The 15,490-nt window shown below is 66.4% G+C and carries 12 protein-coding genes; 6 read left to right on the forward strand and 6 right to left on the reverse strand.

The window, feature by feature from the left end; translation table 11 throughout:
* Positions 1-54 precede the first annotated feature (54 nt).
* Positions 55-2,592: a polynucleotide kinase-phosphatase gene (locus ACQY5K_RS05500; protein WP_428120789.1), complete on the reverse strand. Its 2,538-nt coding sequence runs from the start codon at positions 2,590-2,592 to the stop codon at positions 55-57.
* Positions 2,592-4,019 (reverse strand): 3' terminal RNA ribose 2'-O-methyltransferase Hen1, encoded by a 1,428-nt coding sequence (locus tag ACQY5K_RS05505; RefSeq protein WP_428120791.1) that lies wholly within the window; start codon positions 4,017-4,019, stop codon positions 2,592-2,594. Before ACQY5K_RS05505 ends, ACQY5K_RS05500 begins: the two co-directional genes overlap by 1 nt.
* Positions 4,020-4,157: 138 nt before the next feature.
* On the opposite strand from ACQY5K_RS05505, the gene ACQY5K_RS05510 reads away from it, so the two are divergent.
* Together ACQY5K_RS05510 and ACQY5K_RS05515 are read left to right on the forward strand one after the other, a co-directional pair.
* Positions 4,158-5,249 carry a Zn-dependent alcohol dehydrogenase gene (locus ACQY5K_RS05510; protein WP_419922841.1) on the forward strand — a complete coding sequence of 364 codons (1,092 nt, stop codon included), beginning with the start codon at positions 4,158-4,160 and terminating at the stop codon, positions 5,247-5,249.
* Positions 5,250-5,292: 43 nt separating this feature from the next.
* The gene (locus ACQY5K_RS05515; protein WP_428120793.1) at positions 5,293-6,417 is read left to right on the forward strand and encodes a DUF418 domain-containing protein; all 1,125 of its coding nucleotides are present in this window, start codon (positions 5,293-5,295) and stop codon (positions 6,415-6,417) included.
* 59 nt (positions 6,418-6,476) lie between these two features.
* Here the strand turns inward: ACQY5K_RS05515 and ACQY5K_RS05520 are convergent, their stop codons facing one another.
* A complete protein-coding gene (locus tag ACQY5K_RS05520) occupies positions 6,477-7,373 on the reverse strand; it encodes an MBL fold metallo-hydrolase (protein ID WP_428120795.1) in 897 nt (298 codons plus the stop codon).
* Between ACQY5K_RS05520 and modA the strand changes: the two genes are divergently transcribed.
* From modA to ACQY5K_RS05535, 3 genes are read left to right on the forward strand one after another with little or no spacing between them, the layout of a single operon-like run.
* Positions 7,372-8,268 (forward strand): molybdate ABC transporter substrate-binding protein, encoded by an 897-nt coding sequence (gene modA, locus ACQY5K_RS05525; RefSeq protein ID WP_428120797.1) that lies wholly within the window; start codon positions 7,372-7,374, stop codon positions 8,266-8,268. The genes ACQY5K_RS05520 and modA overlap by 2 nt on opposite strands.
* A 5-nt stretch (positions 8,269-8,273) precedes the next feature.
* On the forward strand, positions 8,274-9,098 hold the full coding sequence (modB, locus tag ACQY5K_RS05530; protein ID WP_419922837.1) for a molybdate ABC transporter permease subunit: 825 nt from the start codon (positions 8,274-8,276) through the stop codon (positions 9,096-9,098).
* Between the two features lie 24 nt (positions 9,099-9,122).
* Positions 9,123-10,295: an ABC transporter ATP-binding protein gene (locus ACQY5K_RS05535; protein ID WP_428120800.1), complete on the forward strand. Its 1,173-nt coding sequence runs from the start codon at positions 9,123-9,125 to the stop codon at positions 10,293-10,295.
* Positions 10,296-10,305: 10 nt separating this feature from the next.
* Here the strand turns inward: ACQY5K_RS05535 and ACQY5K_RS05540 are convergent, their stop codons facing one another.
* Positions 10,306-11,535: a hypothetical protein gene (locus tag ACQY5K_RS05540; protein ID WP_428120802.1), complete on the reverse strand. Its 1,230-nt coding sequence runs from the start codon at positions 11,533-11,535 to the stop codon at positions 10,306-10,308.
* Between the two features lie 179 nt (positions 11,536-11,714).
* On the opposite strand from ACQY5K_RS05540, the gene ACQY5K_RS05545 reads away from it, so the two are divergent.
* On the forward strand, positions 11,715-12,380 hold the full coding sequence (locus ACQY5K_RS05545; protein WP_428120804.1) for a hypothetical protein: 666 nt from the start codon (positions 11,715-11,717) through the stop codon (positions 12,378-12,380).
* Between the two features lie 36 nt (positions 12,381-12,416).
* Here ACQY5K_RS05545 and ACQY5K_RS05550 read toward each other — a convergent pair whose 3' ends face one another.
* Positions 12,417-14,948, reverse strand: a complete 2,532-nt coding sequence (locus ACQY5K_RS05550) for a N,N-dimethylformamidase beta subunit family domain-containing protein (protein ID WP_428120806.1) — start codon at positions 14,946-14,948, stop codon at positions 12,417-12,419.
* 18 nt (positions 14,949-14,966) lie between these two features.
* Positions 14,967-15,374, reverse strand: a complete 408-nt coding sequence (locus tag ACQY5K_RS05555) for a rhodanese-like domain-containing protein (protein WP_428120808.1) — start codon at positions 15,372-15,374, stop codon at positions 14,967-14,969.
* Positions 15,375-15,490 lie beyond the last annotated feature (116 nt).

Raw genomic sequence — 15,490 nt, forward strand, 5'->3', positions numbered from 1 at the left:
GCGACGCTACCGCAGCGAGGCACACCGAACGCTGTGAGGACGCCGCCCACCGTGCTAGAGCCGCGGGTCCACAGGCTCACTCTCAAGCGCCAGCACACCGAACACGCACTCGTGAACCCGGTGCAGGTGCTCGTTCGCCACGAAACGGTCAAGTGCCTCGATGCCGAGAGCAAATTCTCGTTGCGCCAGAGATGTCTTGCGGCCGAGCGACCGCTGCCGCAGTCGTTCGAGATTCGACGGTTCAAGGTATTCCGGCCCGTAAATGATCCGGAGATAGTCGCGGCCCCGGCACTTGACACCAGGCAGGACGAGGCCTCCCTTTGCGTGCGCGACCGACGCGGCCGGCTTGACGACCATGCCCTCACCGCCGCCCTGGGTGAGCGAATGCCACCAATCGTTGGCCGCCTGCACCGAGCCGCCGTCGCTCAGGTCGACGAACCGGCGATCGGTTCGGCGAAGCACGTCTGGGGCCTGCTCGATCAGCGCATCGATCTGTTCGAGGTGCCACTTGTGCGGTCGGCGGGCGAGAACCTCGCCCTCGGCGGCGAGGAGTTGGAACGGAGCAATCTCGATTCCGGCGACGCCGTCGACATCCCAGCAGTAGCGCCGGTACGCGTCGACGTAGGACGCGAGGTGCTCGGCGCGCCCGGTCGTTCGCGTCGCGAGCGCCGAGAGATCGATTCCTCGTCGGATCGCATCGGACATCAGCCGTTGCCCGGCGTCGAGGACGGCGGCGCCTGCCGCTCCGGTCGAGGCGTACAGGTCCTGAAGCAGCTCGATGGATTTCGCGGACCACGGCAGCAGCTCCGCATCGACCACGAGCCAATCGGTTCCGAGGCGATCCCAGACTCCAGCGGCGTCGGCAGCCAGGCGAACACGATCCAGCAGAGCCCCCGTCAGCCCGGGCTCGCGGAAGAACGGCCTTCCCGTACGGGTCACGATGACACCTGCATCGTCGTTGGAGATGCCAAATCGCGCCAAAGCTGCGGCGGCGTCGCTGGCAAACACGAGCACGGCTCGCGAGCCCATGTGCTTTTCCTCGCAGACAACCTCGCTGACACCGGCTTTTCGGAAGTAGGCGAACGCCTCGTCGGGGTGCTCGAGGCAATCGGGGCGCTTGCTGGCGGCGACAGGCGCCATGGTCGGCGGGAGGTGCACGAGCCACCGGGGATCGACGGCGAAGCGACTCATGACTTCGAGGGCTGCGCTGGATCGGTCGGCGTCGATGGAGACGCGCCCCGCCAACGTCGTATCGATGCGGCGCTTGCCGAGCACGTCACTGATGTCCAATCGGCGCGGCAACCGGGGCTCAACCTCGGCCTCGAGGGGCCTGATCGGCTCGTAGTACTCACGCTCTGCTTGCACTGAGACCATCTGCCGTTCGGGCCAGCGCATTGCCGTCAGCTCACCGCCGAACACCGCACCGGTGTCGAGACAGATGGTGTTGTTCACCCACTCGGGATCCGGCACTGGCGTGTGTCCGTACACGACGGCAGCCGTGCCACGGTAATCCTGCGCCCACTGGTAGCGCACGGGAAGGCCGTACTCGTCGGTCTCGCCGTCGGTGTCGCCGTAGAGAGCGATGTTCCGCACACGGCCCGACGACCGCCCGTGGTACCGCTGAGGCAAGCCCGCGTGCGCAACGACGAGGCGGCCGCCATCGAACACGTAGTGGCTGATGAGGCCGTCGATGAAGCCGGTAACGCGCTCGCGGAACTCGGGACTGCGCCGTTCGAGCTGTTCGAGCGATTCGCCAAGCCCGTGAGTCACCTTGACGTCGCGTCCGGCGAGCGCGCGACTCAGCTTGTTCTCGTGGTTGCCGAGGATGCACAGCGCACTGCCCGCGTCCACCATCGACATGGCGACATCGAGCACCTCGGCCACGCCGGGGCCTCGATCGACGAGGTCACCCAGAAAGACGACTCGCCGTCCGTCGGGGTGGACAATCGGATCTGCCGTCGTGTCGTAGCCAAGCTGTTCGAGCAGCGCCAAGAGCTCGACATGACAGCCGTGGACGTCACCGATGATGTCGAACGGGCCGGCATCGTCTCGTCGATCGTTCCAAAGCCGGGTGCGCACCACCTCAATGGAGTCGAGCTCGGCTGCCGAACCGAGGGTGTAGACCTTGGCGAAGCGCTCTTTGCGCAGTTGCTTGGCGCCTCGGCGAATCGATGCGTGCTGGCGCCTGATGGCGTGCTGCGGTGTGCGACGGTCTGGCCGTGAGCTGTTGCGTTCCAGGCAGAGGTCCAGTGGGAGATCGAAGACGATCGCTGTCGCGAGCACGTCGTTTCGACGTGCAATCTCCAGCAGCGACTTCCGGTCCTCTGCCTTGACATTGGTGGCATCGATAACGGTCAGGCGACCGAGTTCGAGGCGTTTGTCGACGATCGTGTGGAGGAGTTCGAAGGCGGCCCCGGTGACCGACTGGTCGGTCTCGTCATCGCCGACGAGGGCACGACACTGGTCGCTTGACACGATCTCGGTATCGGTGAAATGTCGGCGGGCAAACGTCGACTTGCCCGCGCCGGACGCGCCACAGAGCACGACGAGCCCGAGCTCGGGAGTCTCGATGCTGGTGAGCAACTGTCGCATCAGATTTGGCTCACTGGATTCGGCGCATCAGGCTCGGCTCGGCGGCGGAACACCGCCATCTGTGTCGGCGACCCGCAGACGGGATCGGGGTGGCCGATGCCGCTGATCTCGAAGCCGTAGCCGAACCGATCCTCGATGCCCTGCGCCCACGCCGCAAACTCGTCGCGGGTCCATTCGAATCGATGATCGCCGTGCCGGAGACCGGTCGGGCCGACGTTGGCGAAGTTTGCGTTGTATTCCCGGTTCGGCGTCGTCAGCACCACCGACGCTGGAGAAGCGTGACCGAACACGACATCGGCGAATGCTCCGAGCCGCTCACTGTCGATGTGCTCGATGACTTCCACCACGGTGGCGGCATCGAAGCCGCACAGCCGATCGTCGGTGTAGGTCAGCGCTCCTTGCAGCAGCGAAATCCGCTCCCGGCGACGCTCGGACATCTCGTCGGGAAGGAGATGCCGCTCGGCTCGCTCGAGTGCACCCACCGATACGTCGACGCCGAGCACTTCGGTCACCGACGGTTCGGAGACAAGGCGCTGCAGCAGTCGGCCTTCGCCGCATCCGAGGTCGACAACCCGGCCTCCCCCGACAGCTCGAACCGCCGCCAGAACCGATGCAAGCCGCTGCTCGCGCAAGCTGATCGGGCGTTCGGCTGCCTGCTCGATTTCGTCCTGCTGCTCGTCGAGCGAGTCGGTGTCCTCGCCGACGTCGGCGAGACGCGAGAGGGCTTCACGGGCGAACTGGCCGAAGCGCAGGTACCGACGCGAGATCAGCTCGGACTCGGGATGCGAGCCGAGCCAATCGCCTCCGCGCCGTAGCAGCTTGTCGATCTCGTTCTGGTCGATCCAATAGTGCTTGCGGTCATCGAGCACGGGAAGCAGCACGAAAAGATGCTCAAGGGTGTGGCGCACGCGATGCCGGCCTGAGAGCCGGACCGAGAAATAGCGGCTGTCGCCCCACGCCGGGAAACGCTCGTCCAACGCGATCGGTGCGAACTCGACCTCGTAGCCCAACGGCTCGAACAGCCGTCGAAGCATCGGCTCGCCACCTCGAACCGGCACGACGGGGAGGTCGACTTCGAGGTCGAGCGGCTGTTCGACCAGTTCAGGTCGGGCTTCGCACGTACCGCTCATCGCCGTGCGGTACAGACGGCCAAGCGCAACGCTCAGCAGCGACGACGCCGCATAGGGCCGGTCATTCACGTAGGGCTCAAGGCCGCTGGACCGACGCCCATGCTGGCCTCGCGACAGAGCGATCGGATCGACCTCCACGAACAGCGTCGCCGTGCAGCGCTGCGGCGAAGCCTGTGGATAGAAGACATGGGCGCGCCCGAATCCGACATCGACCGACCGCACCCGATCCGGATGCTTGTGCAACAAGAAGCCCAGATCGGTCGCATCGGGCGTCGTCGAAGTGAGCGAAACCAGCATGAGCGGTCCATTTAACCGGATGCCACTGTTCGGATCGAGAGAATTCAGCGCGCGCCCTCGTCTGGCACAGCGATCAAGACGCGCGCGTAGTCTCGGCAGAGCCAATCAACTTGGCCGAACGACGCGAGGGGGCGTGACATGAAAGCTGCGGTGCTCTGCGAGCAGCCCGGAGATCTCGAGATGGAGGATCTGCGGATCGACAATCCAGGACCCCAGGAAGTCCTTATACAGACGAAGGGTGCAGGGCTGTGCCACAGCGACCTGCACTTCATGGAGGGACTGTTCCGCACGCCCGTCCCCATGGTGATGGGACACGAGTCGGCGGGCGTGGTCGAGGCCGTCGGCGACGACGTCAGCTACGTCAAGCCCGGTGACCACGTGATCGCATGCCTGTCAATCTTCTGCGGCCAGTGCCACAGGTGCCTGTCGGGCAACCCGCATCGCTGCACGAACATCAGGGCCACTTCCCGCGCCAAAGGCGCCGACGCCCGGCTCACGCGTGGCGACGGCACCGAGGTCGGACAGATGGCACGGCTGGGCGGATTCGCCGAACAGATGCTGGTGCACCAGAACGCCGTGGTGAAGGTGCGGCCCGACATGCCGCTTGACCGCGCCTGCCTCATCGGCTGCGGCGTCACTACCGGGTTCGGCGCGGCGGTCAATACCGCAGGCGTCGGCGTCGGCAGCGTGGTGTGCGTGATCGGCTGCGGCGGCATCGGACTGTCGGCCGTGCAGGGTGCCCGAGTGGCTGGCGCGGGCCGGATCATCGCTGTCGACATGACCGACGAGAAGCTCGAGACGGCGCGCCAGATGGGCGCGACTGACACCGTCAATGCTGCCGAAGTCGACGATGTCGTGACTGCTGTCAAGGACATGACAAGTGGCGGCGTCGAGTACAGCTTCGAGGCCATCGGCCTGTCTGCGACTGTGGAGCAAGCGTTCGGCATGCTGGACATCGGCGGCACCGCCACGGTGATCGGCATGGTGCCGTCGAAGACCAAAGTCGAACTGCGGGGCATCGACTTCTTGTCAGAGAAGAAGCTGCAAGGCTCGATGATGGGCTCGAACCAGTTCCGCACAGACATCCCGATGATGGTCGAGCTCTACCTCGACGGTCGCCTGATGCTCGACGAGATGATCTCAGCGCGCATCGACCTCGAGCAGATCAACGAGGGCTACGGCTGGATGAAAGCCGGCACTGCCGCCCGCACGGTCATCACCTTCGACTGACCCCGCAGCTGACCTGCGACGCCCGAGACTTCGACCGACCGCCATGTCGTCGGAGACCTCGGCAACGTCATCAAGCGAGCGAAACACGACGCTTGATGCCGTGCGCGGCGTGGCGGTGCTGGGCATCTTGGTCATGAACGCCGTGTCGTTCGGCCTGCCCGCGGCGGCGTACACCAATCTCGACGCCGCCGGCTCGCGCACGCTGCTGGACTGGCTTGTCGGCGGTGCTGGGGAGATCCTTGCCGACCAGAAGTTCATGGGCCTGTTCTCCATGCTGTTCGGCGCGGGCATCGTGCTGTTCGCTGAGCGCGCCGCTGCGAAGGGTCGGCGCAGCGCACTGCTGAGCCTGTGGCGCAACGCCTTGCTGCTGGTCATGGGCGTGGTGCATCTGGCCGTGTGGGACGGCGACGTGCTCACGGTGTACGCCCTGTGCGCCCCGGTCGTGCTTGCACTGCGGCGACTGCCTCCCAAGGTGCTCTTCGCGTTGGGCGGCGCGTTCTACGCAGCAGTGGCAGTCATCTCCTGGAGCGTGCAGTCGTCGCTGCGCAGCTTCTCCAGCGTCCTCATCGACTTTTGGCACTACGGCGACTACTACGACGTCATCGAGACATGGTTTCTTGCGGACTACTTCGGGCGAGCCTTGGGCGCCATGCTCATCGGCGTGGCGCTGTACCGGACCGGTGTCATGAGCGGCCACCGGGCGCCGTCGTTCTACCGCCGCATGGCGGCATGGGGCCTGGGAATCGGGCTGCCGCTTTCGGGTGCAGGGCTCGCGCTGGTGGCGGGAACCGATTTCGACATCGACTGGGCCATTGCAGGAACCATCCCGAACACCGTTGCCACCGTGCCCATCTGTGTGGGTTACCTGAGCTTGATAGTGCTGTGGAATCGCAGAAGCGACTCCCCGGCGCGCCGGCGCATCCGAACCGCAGGACAGATGGCGCTCACGAACTACCTCACGCAGACTGCGGTGGGCATGGTGGTACTTCGATGGCTGCTCGGTGACGTGTCGCTGACTCGCAGCGGCATCGCCGTGTTCATCGTCGGCGTGTGGATACTCCAGCTGTGGTGGTCACAGGCGTGGCTCGCGCGCTTCGGGTTCGGGCCCGTTGAGTGGCTGTGGCGAAGCGCCACCTACCGTCACTGGCAGCCCCTCCGCATCAGATAGCCACGGCGCGTCGAAGCCGTCTGGCTTCAGCTTCGGCTTCGGATTCGCCGCGTCGACATCTACGGCAGGATCTCGGTCGCTTCCATGTAGCCGGGTTCGAGGAGTTGTGTTCGCGGTGCGACGCGTGCCAGCTCGGCGGCGATGCTCGACGTGTCGGTCGGTACCGAAAAACCGGGAAGCCAGTTGTCATGGTGGCCGAGAATGACCGTACGCGGCCGCAGCAAGTCGGCTTGGCGGCCGATGAATTGTGCCAGCGACCCCTGGATCGGCTCGCCGTCAATGTTCCCTCGCCCGGCCGCCGCAAGAATCGCTACATCGGGGCGAAGTTCTCCCATCACGCCGGACCAGTGGCCCGAGGTGTCCTGGAACAGCACCGAACCGTCAGGCCCCTCGATCAAGTACACAAGCGCGCCGCCGTCTCCACGGTCGCTGTGCCCAAGTGATGACGCCCCGATGTGCTCGCTCGTCGCCGGGTCGACCTCGTTGGCCAAGTACGACATCAGCTCGGCGAAGCGTTCCTGCTGCTCCTGCCAGGTCACGCCGAGATCGCCGATACAGACGTGATCGGGCTGATCCATCTGGGTGTGCGACCACACACAGGAGTGCTGGCTGGGCAATACCGACACCCGCACACCCGATCCAAGGTCAACCGTCTCACCGCCGGCGACGCAGATCATGCGATCGAGGGATACGCCCGCCTGCTCCATCACCCGCACCGACTCGTAGCTGCCCACCATCGTGGCGCCCGTATTGGCCACGATGCGCTCGGCGCCGTAAAGGTGATCGAAATGCGAGTGGCCGACCAGGATCCAGTCGGCGTCGGTGACATCGTCCGCCACGAGACCCGGACCGGCAGCGTTCGCAGCACGGTCGATGTAGGCGTCGAGGAAGATCGTGAGGCCGCCGGTGCGCAGCCTGAAGGTCGCGCACCCGTACCAGTCCAGCGTTGTGGCCATGCCCAAACCCTACGCGCGCTCCGTCAAAGCGCTCCTAAGGGGGGCACACTGGCTCGATATGGGCGGCATCTGGACGCGGACGTTCGGGCCTGCGGCCCGCGTCGGGATCGTCGTGGCGGCCTTGTGCGTGGCAGCGGGTCCGCTTGTCGTCGCGTGCAGCCCCCGCAGCGACGCCCAGGCGGATGGCTCGAGCGGCGGCCCGCTCTCGGGCACGCTGCACGTCATGGTTGCGGCATCGCTTCTGCCCCTGGCCGACGAACTGGCTGGCGGTTTCGAACAGGCCCACCCGGGCGTCGACGTGCTGATCTTTGGTGGGGGCAGCTCGACGCTGCGGGAACAGATACTGGCGGGGGCACCCGCGGATGTCTTCGTGCCAGCTGACTCGGCGCATCTCGAACGAGTCCGCTCAGACATCGGCCTCGCCGGCGCACCGACGAACGTGGCGCGCAACTCCTTGGTGCTGGCCGTGCCAGCGAACAATCCCGCTGCCGTCACCGACCTCGCAGACCTCGCACGCCCCGAGCTGCTCGTCGGCATGTGCGCCGCCGAAGTCCCGTGCGGCGCTCTCGCCCGAGCTGGACTGACCGCTGCAGGCATCGAGGCATCCACCGACACCGAAGAGCCCAACGTCCGTGCGCTGGTCACCAAGCTGGCCGCAGGCGAATTGGACGCGGGTGTCGTGTACGCCAGCGACGTGCTCATTGAATCCGCCAGCATCTCCAGCCTCGGCTGGTCTGCGGGAGCGGCGCCCGAGGCGGTGTACCCGGCCGCGGTGGTCGCGACGGCCCCGAACCCGCGCGCTGCGACGGCGTTCGTGGAGTTCCTCGCCTCAGAGGCCGCTCTCGACATCTTTCGAAGCCACGGTTTCGAGTCGCCGCAAGTCGGGGCACGATGAACCCGATGCCAGCGAACGAGCCGCTCAACAGCTCGGCTGATCGGAACGCTCGGGTGGTACCACCCTGGCCGGTCGCCGTGCTCGCCGGGGCCGGAGTGATCCTGTTCGCCTTGCCGCTGATCGGGCTCGCGGCACGCGCGCCGTGGACCGGACTGTGGACACATCTGTCCAGCCGGTTCGTCGTGGACGCCGCAGTGCTGTCGGTGGTGTCTTCGATCGCCGCGGCGGCGGTTGCGGCTGTCGTCGGCGTGCCGCTGGCGTGGGTGCTTGCCCGGGTCGATTTCCGGGGTCGCTCAGTGATTCGTGCGCTCGTGACGCTGCCGATGGTGCTGCCGCCGGTCGTGGGCGGCGCAGCGCTGCTGTTCGCCCTCGGTCGCCGCGGCGTGGTCGGCGGCCCGCTCCACGACGCAACGGGACTGCTGCTTCCGTTCTCAATCTGGGGCGTCATCCTGGCCAACGCATTTGTCGCTACGCCGTTCGTGATCCTCACTGTCGAGGGGGCGCTGCGAAATCTCGATCAGCGCTACGAGGCCGCAGCCGCTTCATTGGGCGCATCTCGCCTGCGGGTGCTGGCACGCGTGACCTTGCCGATGATCGGACCGGCGCTGGGCGTGGCAGTGGTTGTCGCGTGGGCTCGGGCCCTCGGCGAGTTCGGTGCAACGGTGACCTTCGCAGGGAATCTCGGCGGTCGCACCCAGACCCTCCCGCTCGCCGTATTCGTCGCACTCGAGGGCGACCGGGATGCCGCCGTCGCCATCAGCCTGGTGCTTGTGGCTCTGTCGCTGGGACTGCTCATCGGATTGCGAGACCGATGGTGGCCGAGCCGATGAGGGAGCTGGGGGGGCGACCCCGAAATGCGTGACTCACAGATCGAGGGGCTTGACGCCGCCATTCGTGTGCAACGCGGCGACTTCGAACTCGATGTCTCGCTCGCGGTCGAGCCCGGCGAGACAGCGGCGCTGCTCGGCCCGAACGGTGCCGGCAAGTCCACAATCGTCGCTGCGCTGGCCGGATTGCTGCCGCTGCATGACGGTTGCGTGCGGCTCGCCGGAAGGGTGTTGGACGACCCCGCTTCGGGCGTGTTCATCCCCCCGGAGAAGCGCCGCATCGGCGTCGTGTTCCAGGACCAGTTCTTGTTTGGGCACCTCAGTGCACTTGACAATGTGGCGTTCGGTCTGATCTCGCGGGGCCTTCGACGGGCTGAAGCTCGGGAGCGAGCCCAAACCTGGCTCGATGCGATCGACCTAGGCGATTTGGGGCATCGGCGACCCAAGGCCCTCTCGGGCGGGCAGCGCCAGCGCGTGGCGCTGGCACGAGCGCTCGCATGCGAGCCGGACCTGCTGCTGGCCGACGAACCACTCGGCTCGCTCGATGTCACGGCTCGCAATCGCTTCCGTCGGAATCTTGCAGCGCATCTCAGCAGTGGTCGCAACGGCGGGGGCGACGCGTCGTCCGCTCCGCAGGCGGGCGCGTTGGATGTGCCGCGACTGCTCATTACGCACGACCCCACGGATGCGTTCGTGCTCGCTGACCGGGTGCACATCATCGAAGGGGGTCGGCTGACGCAATCGGGGACGCCCGATGAGCTGAGACGCTCGCCCGCGACGGCATATGCGGCAGACCTCTCTGGTATCAACCTGCTCCGGGGCAGCGTGCGCGACGGCGAGATCACGATCACGTTGGATGCTGGTGAAACGACATCGCCACAACAGAACCGGCGACCGACCCAGTTGCTCCACGCAGCGGACACAACCGCAGCCGGCGCTGTGCTCGTGACGATTCATCCCCGCGCTATCGCCCTGCATCGAGAGCGACCAAGCGGTAGCCCGCGCAACGTCTGGCGCACGGTTGCAGAGGCGGTCGAACCGCTCGGTGACATCACTCGGGTGCTGCTCGGGCCACCACTGCAAGTCACAGCCGACATCACTCCCGGCGCGGCCCACGAGCTGCTCATCCGGCCGGGTACCAGCTTGTGGGTGTCTGTTAAGGCAACCGAAGTGGAGCTCGCGCCCGACAGCCGCGATTGAGGCGTCAGCCTCAGCGGCTGACCGACGTCCACCCTTTGCCGGCGCCGGGGTGGTCGTCGAAGGCGGCGCTGTAACGGTCGACGAACCCTGGGTCGGCGGCCGCGGCGACCGTCGCCATGTCTGCACCGGTCATCGCGGACTGCCACGCCTCGATGAGTCGATCTTCTGCCTCGTAGTCGAATCGATCGCCGATGGAGCGCTCCATGGCACTGCCCGGCGCGGGGTGGTTGGCCTCGTCGCACAACCAGCGCGCAGTTTCAGCGAGACCCTCGGCGGGGTTGATGACGTCGCGATAGCCGAGCTGATACATCGCCTTGTCGCACCCGATCAGCCGGTGATGCGGAGTGCTGCGCAGCGTCAGATGATGGCCGACGGCCGCGTATTCCCATGGGATCGACACCATCTCAAACGTGTGATCCAGCGCAGCAGCGAGAATCTCCACCCATTGGATAAGCGTGGGCGTCCATTCGTCGGCAACGTTGTACGCCTCGCCAGCGGAACGCGCGCCGCCATCGATGGTGGCCAACAGCATCGCTGCGGCATTGCGCGAGTGCGCCTGTCCTTGCAGGGTCGTGCCACCGTCGGGCAGCACGATGCGCTCCCGCCCGTCAAGCACGCGCCGCACGATCTTCCACTCGCGCGGGCTGATCTGTCCGGGCCCATAGATCCAGGGGTACCGCAGGTGCGAGGCGGTGGGATGCTGCGCAAACACGACCTGTTCAGTGACGGCGATCTGGCGCACCTTGCGATTCACGCGAAACTCGGGCGGTTCGTCGGAGACCAGCCGGTCGTGCTCGCGGGTGGGCGCGCGCATTCCCGCAGGCCAGAGCGCATCGGCATCTCCCCAGCCCGAGTACACGGGGAACCCGCCGACGCTGACGAACTTGCTCACGCGCCCCGCCAGCACCTTGGCGATCTCACGCAATCGCCCATACATGACCACGGCCAGGTCATACTCCGCAGCGCCCAGTGCGTCGGCGAACTGATCGACATCGAATGGGTCTGTGTGGATGTGCTCGACGAGGTCCGTAATCTCGGCTGCCTCGTGGCGACCGGTGTGCAAGATGGTGACGCGGTAACCGCGCTCCAGCAGGCCCAGCACGACATGTGGCCCAGTCGGGCCCGTGCCACCCACCACCAACGCTGTCCGTTCGCTCGCTGAGGCACTTGGCGTTCGCTTGCTCCCAGGGGCCTTTGGCGTTCGCTTGCTCCCAGGGGCCTTTGGCGTTCGCTTGCTCACGTCTGCTCCTCGCGCTCACTCGCCCTGCCGCGCTCGGCGCTGCCGACGCGCGCGGCGCTCGAACGTGGCGACAATACGGCCCGTCGTCGAGTGGCGCAGCCACTGCGACGCACCGCTGGCGTGCAACCCGTCACGCGCGCAGCACGCGCCGATACCATGCCGCAACGATGAGCGCGATCGTGAGTGAATACAGGCGAGGCACCCGGGTGATCCTCACTGAGGACATCCGCGGCGTCCCCGAAGGAACACCCGGCAAGTGCGGCCGAAGCCTCGGCTTCGCAATCAAGCGTTACCGCGTGCGCTTCGACAACGACGTCGAGGCCATGTCAGTCGCTCACAGCAAGCTGGTACCCGAGACCGAATGGCCCCAGTTCCTCGCCAAGCGAGCTCGGGCCGAGATCGAGGCAGCGCAAGAGCGTGCCCTCATCGCAGAAGCCCGCGCTGCGGCTGCGGAAGCACGAGGGCTGCCAGCCCCGAGCGGCGACGCCTCCGCGTTGGCGGCCACCGCAAGTCCAGCACCTGCCGCGGCAGCTCCTGCCGACGCCGCTGATGACAGCTCCGCGGACGTCGACCCTCGACTCGCGGCAATCATGGCCCGCTCGGCAGCCGCCCGCGAGGAGACGGGTGTTCCCGCACCAGCGAGCGACGCCCCCGCAGCATCCGAGCCCGAACCGGTGCCCGCAGCGGCACCGGCGCCTGCGACAGCGGCTCCTGCCGAAGCTCCCGCTGGACCACCCCGCGTCGATCTGCCCGAGTTCGTGCCCGGACCCGAGGTCGACCCGGACTACGCACCGGCCAGCAACCGCGTCAGCGAACTGCTCGATCAGGTGCGCAAGGCTGACTGAGCGCTCAGCGCGACGGCAACGCCACGCTGCGGTCCGCTAGCCCAGCGGCGGCGGCCCGAACGGCTCTGAGTCGGCGAAGCGCTGGACCACGTTGGCCGTGATGCGCGCGATGTCATTGTCGAATCCATCGCGAGCGAGCGCGCCGAACCACGAGATCGAGCCCACCGAGAACACCGCCCCGCCATTGGGTGTCTCGTAGAACACCATGTCCGCGCGCACATACGGATCGGGCGCAGGGAACAAGACCGAGCCCTCGAACTCCTCTTTCGTGCGCAGCATGTCGGGCCCGAAGGTGGTCGCCGAAGCCAGCACCACAGCATGGTCGGGCGATCCGAGGCGAACGTCGTAGCGGTCGACCTCCTGTCCGGCTGCGCCGCCGCCGAGTCCTGACGTGCCGATGCGCTCGCCGGGTACCCCTTCGAGGATCCACGACGCCCGCGAGCTGTCCGCACCTGGATCGCGCACGAAGTAGGTGGCCTTCTCGAAGCCCTGGGCGGCGAACCCGATGCCGCAGATCTCGTTGGGCGCCCGGCCCTGCCGACGCCACAGCCCCCCGTACTCACCACCCCAGGCGTGATAGCTCTCGCCCGGGCCGGTCTGCCAATTCCGCACGCCGTCTTCTGCCCGGCGCAGTTCGATGGCGCCCGGCCAGTCTTCACTGAATGCCACCCGCCAATAGAAGCCATTGCCGCCCAGGTACATGAGCCGGCCGCCTTCGCGCTGCCAGTCCGCGAGCGCGTCCAGCATGGCGGTTGACCAGTATTCGGGGTGGCTGCCGGTGACCAGCACGCGATAGGGCGCGATGGCGGCGATGCCCTCGTGATGCAGGTCCTCGTCAGTGACGATGTCGTGACCGACTTCAAGATCTTCGAGGAAGACGTTGATGTCGGTGTCCGGAGTGAAGTTCCAGCCGTCGGCGCCGGGGCGAAGGTTCAGCACTGGCCGCAGGCGCGAGTTGAACATGACGCCGCTTCGATCAGGGTGCTTCTCGTAGTGGCTGCGTCCTAGTTCGGGATGATCGCGGATGTACGCATGCTCAGGCCGCAGGCGTGTCTTGGTCGGGATGAAATCGGCGCCCTCGAACAACATCCGGTGGTTGGCGTAGGCCATGTAGGTGGCCGTCGGCATGAGCAGTGCCACATCGGCGGTCGGGGCGCCTGCGGCGGGCCGGACGAAGAACGGCACCCGGTCCTCACCGGCGGAACTGCGCACCCGGAAGGCGTAGATCCCGCTCGGCAGGTCGTCAGGCAGCGTCGCCTCGACCGTGGTCTCCCATCCGGCGTCGTACAGGTCGTCGTGGTGGAAATGGATTGCGTCGAAGTGCGCCGGGTTGTCGATCCAGCGGTGCGCCGAACCGTCCCATGCCGGCCCCGTGATCGCCCGCGTCGGCAGCTGGTACAGCACAAGCCGACCTGCACCGGGATCGTCAACCAATGGGGGCTTCATCGTGGCAGTTCGTGCCGCCATGTCGCTCTCGAGATCCCAGGTGCAAGACGATCCGCCGCTGACGACGACCGGCCGCGCTATCCGCCCGTCAAAGCGCTCGCCGTCGGGGCCAGCACCAAGCCAGAGCTCAGCCGGATCCAATTCCTCCGGCCAGCCGCGTTCTGGAAGGAACAGCGGGTTGGGCGGGTAGCGAAACATCGTCGTTGGCCAAGGATCGACGCCCCACGCCTGCACGGCCCTGCTTTGATCGGACCACGAGGGCATTTCTCGGCGAACATCCTCATAAATCTCGAACGGCTGGTCGTCTACAGAGTCCTCGACGTCATGGGGTCCACACGCCTCAAAGAAGGTCCAGCACTCCAATTCGGCCACGCCCTTTTGCCCAAGCGAGACCTCTCGGGCATCGCGACCCGGTGACGCTGAGGGAGATGTCGTGACGAACAGGTAGATCTTGTCTGCGTGGGTGTCGATCATCGTCTCGATGAGGTACCAACGATGAGCGGTCAGCGGCACCATGCCCATGTGCGGTTGTCCAAGGAATATCCCGCGACCGGGATAACGCGCCATGAGCTGCCCATCGACGAGGTCGAGCGCAAGATCGACTCTCGACGGGTCCGGACTGCTGTCCTGGGAGTCCTCGATTTGCAGATCTGCAGGAAGCGGCAACGTCAGATCGTCATCGGGATCCCGTTCGGTCAGACGACGGCACTCTAGGGACTCGGGGACCGGAGCCGTAAGGGTGGCAATCCGCTGCCATCCACGAACGTTGGTGGGCATCACCCAGAGCCGGAAACCGATGTACGGACCACCCGCGGGCATTCCTCGCACATCTGCAACTGCGTACGAGCCAGGGGTGAGCGGTTGCTCGTCGAGCTCAACCGACCAGCTGTCGATCGCATCGACGTCACGCTCGTCGAAGCCTGGGCCGTAGCGGGTCGGATCACCGCAGACGATCCTGGTGACATCGATCACAGCAGGGCCCGGCTGGTGGCTCGAAGCCTTTAGACGGATGCTCTCGCCGGCGCGCAATGTCCATGGCTCGCAGTAGCCGACGATCTGCTTGGGTGGGCCGGCATCGCCCGCGCCAAGCTCGGCGCCGCTTGCGTTCATTGCATCTGTCACCGGGGATCCCGAACGGGCTCAGCCCCTCGCCCGGAAGCTGTCGTAGTCCATGACCGGCATGCCGTCAGCGCGCCAGCCACCGAATCCACTCTCGACGTGGCTTACTTTCTCCATCCCCATGTCCCCCAAGGTGTCCGCGGACAGCGCAGAACGCGCTCCGCCGGCGCAACACAGGATGAATTCGCGGTCTTCGAGGAACTCCTGCTTGGTGTAGGGCGAGTCGGGTGAGGCCCAGAACTCGAGCATGCCCCGCGGCGTATGCATGGAGCCAGGAATCGCCCCGTCGCGTTGCAACTCCCGCACATCGCGGATGTCCACGATCAGCGCGCCTTCCTCGGTGGCACGGCGATGCGCCTCCGCCGGCGAGATGTTGTCGATCCGGCTCTTCGCCTCGGCGACCATCTCGTTCACTGACTTGACGCCCATCGGATCCTCCTGGGGATTCGCACGACGGCGTCTGGGCGACGCCGTCCCCCGCAGTCTCACCGATCACGCCGCAGTCGTCCACCGCACCGGGTGCCGGCGGGGGATCGGCCACAGCA

Origin of the sequence: Candidatus Poriferisodalis sp., assembly GCF_965262965.1 — a bacterium.
GTDB lineage: Bacteria > Actinomycetota > Acidimicrobiia > Acidimicrobiales > Poriferisodalaceae > Poriferisodalis.

Bases quoted from the DNA above. Each gene is read 5' to 3' on its own strand.
- ACQY5K_RS05520 (WP_428120795.1), bottom strand. From the start codon at position 7,373: ATGGCCACAACGCTGGACTGGTACGGGTGCGCGACCTTCAGGCTGCGC.
- ACQY5K_RS05505 (WP_428120791.1), bottom strand. From the start codon at position 4,019: ATGCTGGTTTCGCTCACTTCGACGACGCCCGATGCGACCGATCTGGGC.
- ACQY5K_RS05515 (WP_428120793.1), top strand. From the start codon at position 5,293: ATGTCGTCGGAGACCTCGGCAACGTCATCAAGCGAGCGAAACACGACG.
- ACQY5K_RS05500 (WP_428120789.1), bottom strand. From the start codon at position 2,592: ATGCGACAGTTGCTCACCAGCATCGAGACTCCCGAGCTCGGGCTCGTC.
- ACQY5K_RS05535 (WP_428120800.1), top strand. From the start codon at position 9,123: ATGCGTGACTCACAGATCGAGGGGCTTGACGCCGCCATTCGTGTGCAA.
- ACQY5K_RS05555 (WP_428120808.1), bottom strand. From the start codon at position 15,374: ATGGGCGTCAAGTCAGTGAACGAGATGGTCGCCGAGGCGAAGAGCCGG.
- ACQY5K_RS05510 (WP_419922841.1), top strand. From the start codon at position 4,158: ATGAAAGCTGCGGTGCTCTGCGAGCAGCCCGGAGATCTCGAGATGGAG.
- modB (WP_419922837.1), top strand. From the start codon at position 8,274: ATGCCAGCGAACGAGCCGCTCAACAGCTCGGCTGATCGGAACGCTCGG.
- modA (WP_428120797.1), top strand. From the start codon at position 7,372: ATGCCCAAACCCTACGCGCGCTCCGTCAAAGCGCTCCTAAGGGGGGCA.